This is a genomic window from Streptomyces sp. NPDC005808 (assembly GCF_042871385.1).
GTDB lineage: Bacteria > Actinomycetota > Actinomycetes > Streptomycetales > Streptomycetaceae > Streptomyces.
Genome location: NZ_JBIAIK010000003.1, coordinates 329,036 through 342,119 on the forward strand (window position 1 = coordinate 329,036; position 13,084 = coordinate 342,119).

The window sequence follows — 13,084 nt, forward strand, 5'->3', positions numbered from 1 at the left end:
CGTCTCGACCGTCTCGACCGTCTCGACCGTCTCGACCAGGGCGGTCACCAGGGCGGTCACCAGGGCGGTCGCCAGGGCGGTCACCACCGGGCCCGCCCTGTGGGCGCGCGCCCCGAGCAGGGACGATCTGTCTCCGCGGAGAATTCTCATCCCGCTCCGCTGCCCGCCGGAGCACGGGACACACGCACCCGAACGGGTGTCGCGCACGGCGTCACCGAGACGTCGGCCGGACCACCGGCGGACACGCCGGAACCACAATGCCTGGGTCACCACGGAGCTGAAGAAGAACCCCTGCCTGGGCTTTGCGGGCGAGCAAAGGAGCTGAAGAAGAACCCCTGCCTAGGCCTTGCGGGTGAGCAGCTGAATCTCCTGGAACTGCCGTCGGTCGGTGGGCTCGGGCTCGCGGACCATCCGGGCCACCTCGGGCAGGCCGGACTCGTGCAGCAGCGTGGCGAGGTGATCGGGCCACCAGCGATAGGCCGGCGAGACGGTGTGGTCGAAGACCTGCGTCGGGTGGGACGGATCCTCGCTTGCCGAGAAGCCGAGCAGAAGGTGGCCGCCGGGTGCCAGCACGCGGTGGAACTCGGTCAGGATGGCGGGGAGTTCCGGCGGCGGCGTGTGGATGACGGACCAACGTGAGAGTACGCCGCCCAGCGCGCCGTCGGCGATGTCCAGCGCGGCCATCGAGCCCACGTCGAACCGCAGGCCCGGGTAGGTCTGCCGAGCCAACTCGATCATTGCCGGAGAGGCATCCACGCCGAACGCCGCGAGTCCCAACTCGTCGAGGTGGGCGGTGATATGGCCGGGCCCGCACCCCAGGTCCGCGACCTGACCGTCCCCACCCGCACGGACGACCTCGGCGAAGGCACCCAGGATGGCGCGGTCCAGGGGTCTGTCCCGCAGCGTGTCGCGGAACAACTGTGCATAGGTGGAGGCAGCGGCGTCGTACCCCTCGCGGGTGGCACTGAAGGCATCGTGTTCGACCATGCCCGCGACGGTAGTTCCCGGCCCGCCGTGCGCCCAACCCGGTTGGCCCCGGACGGCTGCCGGGGTTACCGGGGGAGCTCCGCTCGGATGGTCTTGCCGCCGGGGCCTGTCTTCACGGTGACCGACCTGGCCAGGTTCTGGACCATCGGCCAGCCGAAACCGCCCGTTCCGCCCGTGAGATCGGGATCGCGTTCCCGCGGCGGTCGTGGGTCCGCGTCGGTGACGGCGACGGTGATGGCGCCGGGGCGCGCCCACAGGCGCAGTGAGCAGGACGTGCCCTGTGCGTGCCGTACGACGTTGGTGACGAGTTCGGACACCACGAGGGCGACGCTCGACGCCGTCAGGTCGTCCACCGCCGGGGTGAGGCTGTTCATGAACGCGTCGGCGATGCGCCGCGCGTCCGCGATGGCCTCGGGCCGGGCGTCGAAGACCGCGTGCTCCCACGGGCGGCCGTCCACTCGCGGGTGTCGCGTTCGCATAAGCCCTCCTCGTACGGGTGGCTCCTGTTCAGGATGAACGCCTGCCCCTGAAGCGCACGCTGTAACGCAATCTCGGGCGGACCTTGAGTCGCCGTCCGTCACACCGGCCCGGAGATGGGGAGGGTCTCGCACATTGGTACGTGCGGAAGGGAGTGAGGTCCCGATGTGCGGGTAGACGGCGAACACGCTTCTGTCGGGGGATGGCAGAGGGCCGACGGACCAGGGAGGGTAACGATGACGACGATGGCGACCATGACGACGGCGGTCCGGACACCCGCGGACACCGGATTCGCAGGGCTGCCGGAGATCGTCGACCCGCAGGCGGTCGCGCCGAAGGACGCGCGCGACCTGTCGACGCGGTTCTTCGCTCAACTCGCCGTACTGGAAGAGGGAACACCCGAGTACCAGTACGCGCGCAACACCCTCATCGAGATGAACATGTCGCTCGTCCGGTACGCGGCGGGCCGGTTCCGCCACCGTGGCGACGACATGGAGGACATCGCCCAGGTCGGCATGATCGGCCTCATCAAGGCCATCGACCGGTTCGAACTCACCCGTGAGACGCAGTTCGCCACGTTCGCCGTGCCGTACATAGTCGGCGAGATCAAGCGCTTCTTCCGTGACACGTCCTGGGCCGTCCACGTTCCGCGCCGGCTTCAGGAGGCCCGCGTCGACCTCGCCAGGGCCACCGAGGAACTGAGCACCCGGCTGGGGCGCGCTCCCAAGGTCGCTGAACTGGCAGCTCTGATGGACCTCACCGAGGACGAGGTCATCGAAGCCCGTATGGCCTCCAACGGTTACAACTCCACCTCCCTCGACGCCGCCATCCACGGCGACGGCGACGAAGGCGAGACCGCCCTGGCCAGCTTCATCGGCGAGGAGGACGCCGCGATGGAGCTGGTCGAGGACTTCCACGCCCTCGCCCCGCTCATCGCCGAACTCGACGACCGCGACCGGCAGATACTCCGGATGCGCTTCGTCGACGAGCTCACCCAGTCACAGATCGGCGAACGGCTCGGTGTGTCCCAGATGCATGTCTCCCGCCTCCTGACGCGCACCCTGGCGCGTCTGCGGGAAGGAATGCTCACCACCCGCTGACTCCGGTCGTGAACGACGGGTCGTACGACGATGCACGTACGGAAGGTTCAGTGGGCGTGTGGCGTGAAGTGGCAGGTGTGTGAAGGGAGTCGGGCAGGTGTGTGACGGGAGTCGGGGAGGGGCGCAGCGCCCTGCGCGGCTCCCGTCCGGCTAACCCGCCTGGTTGTAGACGGCTCCCGCGGCAGGCCAGCCCATGGCCCGAGGTGGTGGGGGAGGTTCTGGCTGCGTACGGCCGCGGACCTGCGCGGCGGTCAGCCCGCTCGGGTGGGCGCCCGGCACGGGGGCCATTACGCCGGGCTGAGGGTTCGGCACGGGAGCCATCACACCGGGCTGGGGGGTTTGCATGGCCGCGGCCATGCCGGGCATTCCGGTCTGGGTGTAGGCGGGTAGTCCGGCGGCCGGGACCGGAGCGTAACCGGGCATCGGGGCGGCCGGCGGCATCACGGCGGCCGGCGCCGCGGCCGGCGCCAGGCCCGGCATGGCATCGGAGACCTGTGCGGGGGTGGGGGCCGGTGCCGGCCAGCCGCCGGCCTGCGCACCCGCGAAACCCGCACCCGCGCCCGCACCCGCGAGGCTCGGCATTGCCGCCGCCTGCGCCGCCAGCCCCGGCATGCCCGCTCCGTTCGTGGCGCCGACGAGTCTGTCCACCGCCGCCGTACCCGAGCTGTAATTGGTCCCGTTGACCATCTCGGGTACGGCGGCTCCCCTCCTGCTGGTCCCGTAGAGCACGCCTTCCAGGCCGGACACCAGGCGACGCACGTCCACCTGGGGGCGCACCACGAGTCGCAGGAAGCGGCTCGACGAACCGATCTTGTTGCCGCACTCGCGGACCAGGATGCGGTGCTCGGTGAGCAGCCGGTCCCGCACCACGGTGCCTTCGGCGCCCACGGGGAGGCGTACGAAGAGGAAGTTGCCCTGCGACGGATAGATCGTCAGACCGGGCAGGTGGGAGAGCTGCTGCGCCATGTCGAGGCGGTCGCGGCGGACCATGTGCAGGCTCTGCATGTACTCCTGGCCGTGGTTCTTGAGCATGAACACCACGGTCTCCGCGAAGGAGTTGAGATTCCACTTGGGCAGCATCGAGCGGACCTTGCCGGCCAGCGCGGGGTTGGCGACGAGATAGCCGAAGCGGATGCCGTGCAGGCCGAAGTTCTTGCCCAGGCTGCGCAGCACGATGACGTTGGGCCGCATCACGGCGTCCTCGACGACACTCGGTTCGTGCTCCGCGTCGGCGAACTCGAGGAACGACTCGTCGATGACGATGAGGTCCAGGTCCGCCATCGCGTCCATGAACTGGACGAGCGACTGGCGGGGTACGAAGCCGCCGTCGGGGTTGTTCGGGTTGCAGATGACGGCGACCCGGGTGCCGCGGGCGCGGATGAACTCGGCGTACTTGGCGAGGTCGAGGGCGAACCCGCTGGACTCCTGCAGCGGGAACATGTCGACGCGCTTGCCGGTCTCCATCGGCTGGTCGGTCCAGCGGCCGAAGGTGGGGACGGGTATCGCGAGGGACTCCCGGACCAGCAAGTGGTCGATCCAGGTGATGAGTTCGGTCGATCCGTTGCCCATCGCGACGCACTGCGGGGGAAGTTGGAGGAGGTTGCAGAGCTCGGCCGTGATGGTGTCGGCGCTGCTCGGGTAGTACGTGATGATCTCGCGCAGCCGGCCCGCCAGGTCGTCGAACATGGCGGGCGTCGGGAAGTAGGGGTTGCACGGGATACAGAAGTCGACCGGACCGGCCCCTTCGCCGCCCTCACGGGTGAGCGCTGCCATTGAGGGGCTGTGCGCCGCCGTGCTGCGGAACAGCGAGGTGACGTTGTCGGCCATGGAACCTCCGTAGGGGGCGGGCCCGATGGGGGACGGGCCCTCCGTCTGTGGGTGGCCCGAACGGGGGAGCGCGGGCCACCCAAAGGTACGGATACAGCAGGGGCGCTGTTCAACTCGTGTGAATTTGGTGAGGGTTGATGATCGCAGGCAACCGAAGGCGCCGTGAGACCCTCAGCCCACTCACAGGAACCTCGGTCGCTGCCCTTGCGCTTACGAACCGGCCTTGCGCTTACGAACCGACCTTGCGCTTGTTCCACACGTCGAAGCCGACCACCAGCACACCGAGGACCAGCAGGATGATCGGCGCGCCCTTGTAGCCGGCGAGCAGCATCGTGACGACGAGGATCGCGGCGGCAATGGCGACGAGCTTGAGCAGGAAGACGTTCCTGGGCATCACGTCGAGCGAGAACTCCTGCTGGCGCCTCCGGTCGCGGACCTCCTGGAGAACCGCGAAGACGATCAGCGCGATGCCGAGCAGCAGGGTGATGTTGTGGTAGTTGGTTTCCGGACCGGTCGCCGGCAGGAAGCCGTTGCCGAGATCCTGCAGCCCGCCCGGGAACGGGCCGAGGGTCTGCCCCTCAAGCAGGATCTCCGTCAGACCGCGGAAGATCAGCATGCCGGCGAGGGTGACGATGAACGACGGTATGCCGCCGTACGCGATGAAGAAGCCCTGCACCGCGCCCGCCAGCGCGCCCATCATCAGGCACAGCACCACCGCGACCGGCCACGGCACATCGTGCTGCACCGTCAGCACGGCCGCGAAAGCGCCCACGAACGCGGTCAACGAGCCGACCGACAGGTCGATATGGCCCGCGATGATCACCAGCGTCATGCCGATCGCGAGGATCAGGATGTAACTGTTCTGCAGGACCAGATTGGAGACGTTACGCGGCAGCAGCAGGTCGCCGTCGGTCCACACCGCGAACAGCGCCACGATCAGACCGAGGGCGATCAGCATGCCGTACTGGCGCATGTTGCGGCGCAGACCGGCCAGCGCCAACTGGAGCAGGCCGCCGCCCGTCGAGCTCGAAGTGCCCGGTGCCGAAGGGGTCGATCTTGAGGGCCTTGTACCCGCGCTCGACGACCTCCTGGGCCGCCTTGTGGTAGGCCTCCGGGGTTCGCTCGGTGGTGTACCAACCGTTGGCGTACGCCTTGACCTTGTCGGTGACCTTGCCGCCGAGCAGTTGCCAGACGGGCACGCCGAGAGCCCTGCCCTTGATGTCCCAGCAGGCCATCTCGACGACGGCGATACCGGACATCACGATCTCGCCCGCCCGCCCGTAGTCGCCGTACTTCATCCGCCGGACGAGATCCTCGACGGCGAAGGGGTCCGAGCCGAGGATGTGGTTGGCCTCCGCCTCCCGCAGATAGCCGATCAGCGCGTCGGTGTGGCCCAGCATGCGGGTCTCGCCGACTCCGGTGACACCTTCGTCCGTGTGCACCTGGACGTACGTCAGGTTCCGCCAGGGCGTCCCGACCACGTGTGTGCTGATTCCCGTGATGCGCACGGCAGTTGCCCCCTGTGACTCTTCGGCTATGTTCGAAATTTCGTCACACGTTCGAAGTGTTGGCGTGACATTAAGGAGGTGTCGCCGAGGTGTCAATGGGTGGCACGCAAAACGGTTCGATGTGATGTGATGCGTGCGGGATGCCTGAGACTGGCGGGGAATGTTCGGGGGTGTCCCCAACTGGACACAGCGGAACGGGTCGTTCACCACACAACATTCACAGCTGTGGCTATGAACGTTACCTGGGGGGAACTTAGTCTTCCGGCGTCATGGACTATTGCCTCCCGTGCCACAGGCACCTCAATGGCGCCCTTGCCTGCCCGGGGTGCGGCACACCAGCCGAAAAGGTCCGCGAACACGCGGACGCGGTCCAGTCGCGTCCCGAAACGGACGACGACGTCGACGACGGGCACGAGGGTGACGACACACGCCCCCGTGGGCGGCGTAGGGGTTCAGCCGCGGGCGGGGGCAGCCGACGGGACCGGAAGGCGGCCGCGCACCGGCGAAGACGCCGTGGAGCCCTGATAGTCGGCGCCGGACTGTTCCTCGCCGCGGGCGGGCTGAGCCTCGCCGAACTGGGCGTGGACGCGCCCGGTGCCAACCCGCAGGCCGCGACGGCCGACGAGTCGCCCGAGGGCGGCACCAGCACCCCGGCCGAGACCGCCCTGCCCCTTGAGGATGATCCAACAGGCTCGGGCTCCAGCGACGCCTCGGCCGGCGCCTCGCCGTCCGCCTCCGAGTCGCCCTCGCCGTCCGCTTCCGTATCCGCCTCGGAGTCCGCCGCGGACGAGGGCGAGAACAACGTAGAGGGGTCGGCGTCAACGATCACGACCCCGCAGACCTCGGCCCCCGCGTCCACGACCCCCACCGAGACCTCCCAGCCCCCGAGCGCCGATCCGACCTCGGCGGATCCGACCCCGGAGCCCTCGCCTTCGGACTCGTGCGACCAGTTCTTGTGGTGGTGCACGTAAGGGTTTTCAGCCCGTCCGGCGTTTGAGGACGAGCGCGTCCAGCGCGACACGGGGGGCTGGGGGCAGAGCCTCCGGCAACAAGGGACGGGCAGGGGCGGAGGGGGCGAACAATCCCCACCCCAAACAAACCCACCCCGACCCCCGCCCCCACTTACGCGGCGAGCATCCGCTGAAGCATCCCCCGCAGCGACACCCGCTCCTCCCGCGACAGCCCGGCCAACGGCTCCCGCGCGAAGCGGAGTGAATCGCGCAGACTTCGGGCGATCCGCAGCCCCTCCTCCGTCGCAGCCGCCAGCTTGACCCGGCGGTCCGTGGGGTCCGGCCGCCGCTCGACCAGCCCCCGCGCCTCCAGCCGGTCCACGATCCCGGTGACGTTCGACGGTTCACACTTCAGCTTCTGCGCGAGCCGCCGCATCGGCAGCGGCTCCAGTGACAGCAGGCTCAGCAGCCGCGCCTGCGCGCCGGTCAGCGTGTGCTCGGCGGCGGCGTCCTCGTACTCCTCGTGATATCGCGACACCACCGTGCCGATGAGGTCGACGACCTCCAGCGTCAGTGGGTCGATACGGGGAGTCTTCTGGGTGACCATGCGCTCCAGAGTACCGCGTTACTTGACATCATGAAATATTCAGGAGCATGGTTGTTTCAGGTGCTGAAGTAAATGAGCTGAAGTGAATGAGCCGAAGTAAATGAACTGATGCAACCGAAGTGTCAGAGCCGCAGGAAACACGAAAGGCGCCCTCCCATGACCGACTCCCCCCAGCTCCCCGCCGTCAGCCGCGAATGGCACCTGGTCAGCCGTCCGGAAGGCTGGCCCAAGCCCGAGGACTTCGCCCTGGTCGAGGCCGAGGTGCGGCAGCCGGGTGAGGGTCAGGTGCTGGTGCGGAACAAGTACCTCTCCGTCGACCCGTACATGCGCGGCCGCATGAGCGCCGCCAAGTCGTACGTCGCCCCCTTCGAACTGGGCAAGGTCATGCAGGGCGGCGCGGTCGGCGAGGTCGTCGCCTCCAACGCCCAGGGCATCGAGACCGGCGACCACGTACTGCACTTCTTCGGCTGGCGCGAGTACGCCGTGGTCGACGCCAAGCAGGCGGTCAAGGTGGACCCCGAGGCCGCGCCGCTGAGCACGTACCTCGGTGTGCTGGGCATGACCGGCCTCACCGCGTACGCCGGTCTGCTGCGCACCGCCTCCTTCAAGGAGGGCGACTCGGTGTTCGTCTCGGGCGCCGCCGGTGCGGTCGGCAGCCAGGTCGGCCAGATCGCCAAGCTCAAGGGCGCCTCGCGCGTCATCGGTTCGGCGGGCTCCGACGAGAAGGTCAAGCTGCTCGTCGAGGAGTACGGCTTCGACGCCGCGTTCAACTACAAGAACGGCCCCGTGAACGCGCAGCTGCGCGAGGCTGCCCCCGACGGCGTCGACGTCTACTTCGACAATGTCGGCGGCGACCACCTGGAGGCGGCCATCGGGCAGCTGAACCGGGACGGCCGCATCGCGATCTGTGGCGCGATCTCCGTCTACAACAGCACCGAGCCCGTCCCCGGCCCGAAGAACCTCGCCCGCCTGATCCAGACCCGCGGCCGCATCGAGGGCTTCCTCGTCGGCGACCACTACGACCTGCAGTCGCAGTTCGTCCAGGAGGTCGGCCCCTGGGTCGCCTCGGGCGCGCTCAAGTACCGCGAGACGGTCGTCGAGGGCATCGAGAACAACCTGGAGGCGTTCCTCGGGGTCCTGCGCGGCGACAACACCGGAAAGATGATCGTCAAGCTCTAGGCCCGTCAGGGTTCTGCCGGACTTCCGACACTGCCCTTCTGCTGGACTTCCGACATGCGGTAACTTCTTTCCAGAATCGTCGCGATCGCGGGCGCGAGTCGCGGCGGACCAAGGAGGAACGCACCGCATGTCCATCCAGCAGTCCGACGTTCTGTACACCGCCGTCGCCACCGCCGAGAGCGGCCGCGACGGCCGAGTAGCCACCGATGACGGCAAGATCGACTTCGTCCTCGATCCGCCCAAGGAAATGGGCGGCAGTGGCGTCGGCGCCAACCCGGAGCAACTGTTCGCCGCCGGGTACAGCGCCTGCTTCCAGGGCGCCCTCGGCGTCGTGGCCCGCCGGGAGAAGGCCGACATTTCCGGCTCGACCGTCACCGCGAAGGTCGGCATAGGCAAGAACGAGGACGGCTTCGGGCTCATCGTCGAAATCTCCGCCGCCATCCCGAACGTGGACACGGCGACGGCCACGGCGCTGCTCGAGAAGGCCCACCAGGTCTGCCCGTACTCGAAGGCGACGCGCGGCAACATCACCGTGACGCTCGTCTGACCGCAGTCGTTGCACAGGGCGGAGGCCGCACCCCAAGGACGTGGGGCGCGGCCTCTGTCGTACGGCCCCCCGCTACTGGGGGAGAGTGAGCAAGGCCCGTGCCACCTGCGGGAATTCACCCTTGGGATGGTCACGGAAGAGCGGCTCGGTCCCGAAGAGGACCGCATGCGGACCGCTGACCACGGAGGCCTGGCCGCCCGCCGCCGTGGGCCCGGCCGTGCCGTCGGCCAGTGGGCGCCAGTGCCCGGAGACGAGCGGGTCGCCCGTCGCGTACGACTGCTCCACGCGCACCCCGGGGCCGAGTTCGGTGAACCAGAGCGGGGCGTAGACGAAACTGTGGTCGGGGGCGCCCGCGGTGACCGCGCCCGAATTCACCACCCGTACAACGCCGTTGGCGTCCCCGTCGCCCGCCACCGGCCGTACCGGGAGCAGCCCTGTGGCGGTGTTGAGCGCGGCGCCGGTGGCTCCGCGCCCCACCAGGCCGTGGGTGCCCAGGAAGGCGCCGAGAGCGGCCCGTGCGGACGCGCTCAGGCCCGGGTAACTGATCCCCGACGACGCGAAGAGCACGTCGGCGCTCGACCAGTCGAAGCCCGCGTTGAGGACGGCCGTCGACACCGGGACCACGTCGAAGTTCATCTCGCGCAGCGCGAACAGCTCGCCCGGGGTGACGGCCGCGGCGACCCGGGTGAGGCGCAGGGGAGTACCGCCCGTCGCCTTCGTCGCGTCGAGAGCGACGTCGTACTCGCGGGCGGCGGCAACTGCCTTCGCCCGGGCGGAGGCCGGCACGAGCGCGCTGCCGTCAGCGGCCTGCCGTACCGAAACCCCTTGCTTCAGAAGGGAGTTGAGAGCCGCGACTTCCTGGGGATCGTCGAGGCGGAGCCTCAGGTCGCCACGTGGGGCGACGTAACCCGCGTCCGTGGCGGCGCCGACCGCGCGCAGCGGGACGGCCGCCAGACTGGTGCCGCCGCGCACGGGCGTGACCGTCGCGCCCCACAGCCGGCCCAGGCTCCACCCCGAGATGTCGTACATCACCGACACCTTGTCGCTGATGTCCGTCCCGTCCGCCAGCAGCACATTGGCCATCCCGCGCTTGGGCTGACGCAGGTCGACGACGTAACTGCCCTTCGCGTACGCCCGTCCCGCGAGCCGGAAGCCGGCGGTCGCGCGGGTGACACGGACATCGTTGGCGAGGAGGTGGTCGACGAGGCGGGCGGCGGCGGTCGCGGAGCGCTGCGTGGCGCCCGCCGGAATGACGTACGCGCGGGGGAACTCGGTCGTGTAGACGTCCTCGGGGCCGATGCCCGGGACGCCGGGGACCGTCTCGGCGGAGACCGGTACCTGCGCGGCTCCGGTCGCGCCGCGCCGGAAGACCTCGATCTGGTCGGCGATGAGCGAAGTCCGGTGAGCCTGGGCGAAGTCGAGGGTCGCGCGCATGGCCGCGCCCGCGACATCGACGTTGATCGCGGAGCGCCGCTTCAACTCGGCGACGGGCAGCGACTCGTAGGCGGCGTTGTTCACCTGCATCGGGATCTCGACGGTGTGCGCGGCGACCGTGCCATGGAACGCCGCGTACTGCGGCGTGAAGATCGGCGGCCAGTCGTCCCAGCCCTCCTCCTGGTCGCGGAAGGGGATCTGGGCCGGCTCCACACCGTCATCGGCGGGTGTGTAGCCGAGGCCGTTGACGGCGGCTTCCATGCCCAGCGCGTTGGCGTAGGTGTTCTTGAGGAAGAGGTCGTACTCGTAGTTCTCGCCGTGCGGCGGGGTCGTCGGCTCGATCAGCGTGCCGTTGACGTAGCCGTGCAGGTCGACCATGACCGCCGGCTGTTTGTCGATGCCGATCTGGCGGATCGCGCGGGCCTCGGGCTGCGAGGCGGTGATGAAGTCCCGGTTCAGGTCGAAGCCGTTGGCGTTGGCGCGGGTGCCCGCGATACGGCCGTCCGGGTTCGCCGTGATGTTGAAGTAGAGGCGGCTGTGCGCGAGAAGGTCGGCGGTCCTGACGTCCTTGGCCGTCGCGAGCTGCTCGATGAGCCCGAGGGCGGCGTCCGTGCCCTCCCATTCGTTGCCGTGAATGTTGTTGTTGAAGAAGACGGGCGTCTTGTAGGTCTTCTTCACGGCCGGGTCCTTGGCCGCCGACTGCGGCGCGTTCTCGATGAGTTCACGCATCCGCTCCTGGGCGCGCGTCTCGCGGGCGGACTCGGGCGCGGTGACGGTGACGAGGTAGAGGCGGTGGCCCCCGGCCGACTCGCCCGCGACCTCCACGCTGACCCGGTCACCCAGCTCCTGAAGGGAGTTCAGCTTCGGGGCGATCGCGTGGTACGGGGTGAGGCCGAGCTTGATGGACTTGTCGGCGGGGTTCTCCGGGTCCGGGGTGAGGACCTGTTCACGGGGGTAGCCGGCGGGGGCGCCGGAGAGGTCGGTGACGGGGGAGGCGAGGGCGTTGAGGGCGGCGCTCGCGGAGTTCCTGGCGGCGCCGTTTCCTTGGGATTGGGTGGATCCCTCCCTGACCGGCGGGTTGCGGTCCGCGGTGGCGCTGTGCGGGGCGAGCAGGAGTGAGCCGGTCGCCGTGGCGATGACGGTGGCGGTCAGGACGGGTCTCGGTAGGCGCACGCGTCGTACCTCCTGGGTAATGCCTGAGATCGGCACAGGGTCGGTACGGCGAGGTGTACCTGTTCGACTCCTCCGCAACAAGAGGGCGTTGCCGTCACACACGGAGTCATGGCTGCCCCTGCCGGCGCATTCCGGGTGGGCCGGGCGGGCAGGGCGGGGCCGGGCGGGGCACGCCGGCAACGGCCGAGCGGTACGCGCGTGGCGAGGAGAGCCCCGATGTCCTCTGCTCGCCGCGCCCGGAGTTGGCCGGCGTCCTGTCCGAGTTCGTCTTCGACACGGTTCCGCCAGATGCACGTTCGGCGGCCGACGGGCCCGCAGGGCGATGACCACGGGCCGTGCCGGGCGACAGTCTGCTGCCGGTCTGCTGCCGGTCCTCGACGAGGTGGCGCCCGCGGCGACGGGGTCGCCGCGGGCCTGTTCCTCGTACCGACTCCGGTGGTAGCGACAGCGCTCATGTCACCGGGTGGGTGCGAGCGGTTCAGGAGAGCCAGTCGGTGTAGCGGGTGGTGGCGAGGTGGGCGTCCTTGTCGGTGAGGACGTCACCCTTGACGGCGGCGAACATGCCGGAGTTGGGGTCGGTGACCACGGTGCGGCCGTCGGGCTTGCTGGACAGGGTGAGCCGGCCCAGTTCGTCCAGGGTGAAGATCTCGGGTCCGGCGATGTTGCGGATGCCTCCCAGCGGGGCACCGGCGGCGACCTCCGCCACCGCGGCGGCCACGTCCTTGGCGGCGATCGGCTGGATCGGCGTGGCGGGCAGCCGGACGGTGTCGCCGTCGGTGGTCCACGACAGCACCGCCTCGACGAACTCCATGAACTGCGTCGCGCGGACGATCGAGTAGGGGATCGGCCCGGCCACCAGGATCTCCTCCTGGAGCGCCTTCGCCCGGTAGTAGTCCAGCTCCGGGACCTGGTCCACGCCGACGATCGAGAGAATGACGAAGTGACGGACGCCGCCCTTCTGGCCCGCGGCCAGCAGGTTGTCCATCGAGGTCTGGAAGAAGGCCGGGGACGCTTCGTCGAAGGTCGGGGAGTTCGTCAGGTTGACGATGACGTCCGCCCCCGCCGCCGCGTCGTCCAGGCCCTGACCGGTGATGACGTCGACTCCGGTGGACTGCGAGTGCGGTACCGCCTCGTGCCCGGCGGCGTTCAGATTCCTGACGACCTGCGACCCGATCAGCCCGGTACCGCCGATGACCGCAATCTTCATGACGTGCCCTTCATTTGGGTGCTACGTCCGTAACCAGTGCGTATGGGCTCCAGGGAAGCCGTCCCGCTCCGAACCCGGACATCTCCTA

The 13,084-nt window shown here is 69.2% G+C and carries 10 protein-coding genes and 2 pseudogenes; 4 read left to right on the top strand and 8 right to left on the bottom strand.

From position 1 onward, the window contains the following. Window positions 1–339: 339 nt before the first annotated feature. Together ACFYPC_RS08440 and ACFYPC_RS08445 are read right to left on the bottom strand one after the other, a co-directional pair. Window positions 340–987 carry a class I SAM-dependent methyltransferase gene (locus ACFYPC_RS08440; protein WP_388672678.1) on the bottom strand — a complete coding sequence of 216 codons (648 nt, stop codon included), beginning with the start codon at window positions 985–987 and terminating at the stop codon, window positions 340–342. Window positions 988–1,052: 65 nt separating this feature from the next. Beyond that, window positions 1,053–1,466 (bottom strand): ATP-binding protein, encoded by a 414-nt coding sequence (locus ACFYPC_RS08445; protein ID WP_388672679.1) that lies wholly within the window; start codon window positions 1,464–1,466, stop codon window positions 1,053–1,055. Window positions 1,467–1,709: 243 nt separating this feature from the next. Here ACFYPC_RS08445 and ACFYPC_RS08450 point away from each other — a divergent pair, with 243 nt between their 5' ends. Continuing rightward, window positions 1,710–2,564 carry an RNA polymerase sigma factor SigF gene (locus ACFYPC_RS08450; RefSeq protein WP_388673396.1) on the top strand — a complete coding sequence of 285 codons (855 nt, stop codon included), beginning with the start codon at window positions 1,710–1,712 and terminating at the stop codon, window positions 2,562–2,564. 150 nt (window positions 2,565–2,714) lie between these two features. On the opposite strand, the gene ACFYPC_RS08455 is transcribed toward ACFYPC_RS08450, so the two are convergent. The 3 genes and pseudogenes from ACFYPC_RS08455 to ACFYPC_RS08465 form a co-directional block, all read right to left on the bottom strand. Beyond that, window positions 2,715–4,391, bottom strand: a complete 1,677-nt coding sequence (locus tag ACFYPC_RS08455; protein ID WP_388672681.1) for an aminotransferase class I/II-fold pyridoxal phosphate-dependent enzyme — start codon at window positions 4,389–4,391, stop codon at window positions 2,715–2,717. 262 nt (window positions 4,392–4,653) lie between these two features. Then, a pseudogene (locus ACFYPC_RS08460) lies at window positions 4,654–5,400 on the bottom strand (sugar ABC transporter permease); the annotation flags it as partial. Between the two features lie 10 nt (window positions 5,401–5,410). Continuing rightward, a pseudogene (locus ACFYPC_RS08465) lies at window positions 5,411–5,899 on the bottom strand (mandelate racemase/muconate lactonizing enzyme family protein); the annotation flags it as partial. A 269-nt stretch (window positions 5,900–6,168) separates the two neighbouring features. Here ACFYPC_RS08465 and ACFYPC_RS08470 point away from each other — a divergent pair. After that, a complete protein-coding gene (locus tag ACFYPC_RS08470; RefSeq protein WP_388672683.1) occupies window positions 6,169–6,870 on the top strand; it encodes a hypothetical protein in 702 nt (233 codons plus the stop codon). 151 nt (window positions 6,871–7,021) lie between these two features. On the opposite strand, the gene ACFYPC_RS08475 is transcribed toward ACFYPC_RS08470, so the two are convergent. Continuing rightward, window positions 7,022–7,456 (bottom strand): MarR family winged helix-turn-helix transcriptional regulator, encoded by a 435-nt coding sequence (locus tag ACFYPC_RS08475; protein ID WP_388672685.1) that lies wholly within the window; start codon window positions 7,454–7,456, stop codon window positions 7,022–7,024. 156 nt (window positions 7,457–7,612) lie between these two features. On the opposite strand from ACFYPC_RS08475, the gene ACFYPC_RS08480 reads away from it, so the two are divergent. Continuing rightward, the gene (locus ACFYPC_RS08480; protein WP_388672687.1) at window positions 7,613–8,635 is read left to right on the top strand and encodes an NADP-dependent oxidoreductase; all 1,023 of its coding nucleotides are present in this window, start codon (window positions 7,613–7,615) and stop codon (window positions 8,633–8,635) included. 127 nt (window positions 8,636–8,762) lie between these two features. Next, window positions 8,763–9,182, top strand: coding sequence for an organic hydroperoxide resistance protein (locus ACFYPC_RS08485; RefSeq protein WP_388672689.1), 420 nt, complete (start codon window positions 8,763–8,765; stop codon window positions 9,180–9,182). 72 nt (window positions 9,183–9,254) lie between these two features. Here ACFYPC_RS08485 and ACFYPC_RS08490 read toward each other — a convergent pair whose 3' ends face one another. Both ACFYPC_RS08490 and ACFYPC_RS08495 read right to left on the bottom strand, forming a co-directional pair. After that, a complete protein-coding gene (locus ACFYPC_RS08490; RefSeq protein ID WP_388672691.1) occupies window positions 9,255–11,789 on the bottom strand; it encodes a M14 family zinc carboxypeptidase in 2,535 nt (844 codons plus the stop codon). Window positions 11,790–12,267: 478 nt separating this feature from the next. Continuing rightward, entirely contained in the window at window positions 12,268–12,996 is a 729-nt protein-coding gene (locus tag ACFYPC_RS08495; protein ID WP_388672693.1) for an SDR family oxidoreductase, read from the bottom strand. Between the last annotated feature and the right edge of the window lie 88 nt (window positions 12,997–13,084).

What these genes read in the sequence shown, in the direction of transcription:
- ACFYPC_RS08455 (WP_388672681.1), bottom strand. Translation starts at nt 4,391, where the DNA reads ATGGCCGACAACGTCACCTCGCTGTTCCGCAGCACGGCGGCGCACAGC.
- ACFYPC_RS08475 (WP_388672685.1), bottom strand. Translation starts at nt 7,456, where the DNA reads ATGGTCACCCAGAAGACTCCCCGTATCGACCCACTGACGCTGGAGGTC.
- ACFYPC_RS08470 (WP_388672683.1), top strand. Translation starts at nt 6,169, where the DNA reads ATGGACTATTGCCTCCCGTGCCACAGGCACCTCAATGGCGCCCTTGCC.
- ACFYPC_RS08450 (WP_388673396.1), top strand. Translation starts at nt 1,710, where the DNA reads ATGGCGACCATGACGACGGCGGTCCGGACACCCGCGGACACCGGATTC.
- ACFYPC_RS08440 (WP_388672678.1), bottom strand. Translation starts at nt 987, where the DNA reads ATGGTCGAACACGATGCCTTCAGTGCCACCCGCGAGGGGTACGACGCC.
- ACFYPC_RS08445 (WP_388672679.1), bottom strand. Translation starts at nt 1,466, where the DNA reads ATGCGAACGCGACACCCGCGAGTGGACGGCCGCCCGTGGGAGCACGCG.
- ACFYPC_RS08485 (WP_388672689.1), top strand. Translation starts at nt 8,763, where the DNA reads ATGTCCATCCAGCAGTCCGACGTTCTGTACACCGCCGTCGCCACCGCC.
- ACFYPC_RS08480 (WP_388672687.1), top strand. Translation starts at nt 7,613, where the DNA reads ATGACCGACTCCCCCCAGCTCCCCGCCGTCAGCCGCGAATGGCACCTG.
- ACFYPC_RS08495 (WP_388672693.1), bottom strand. Translation starts at nt 12,996, where the DNA reads ATGAAGATTGCGGTCATCGGCGGTACCGGGCTGATCGGGTCGCAGGTC.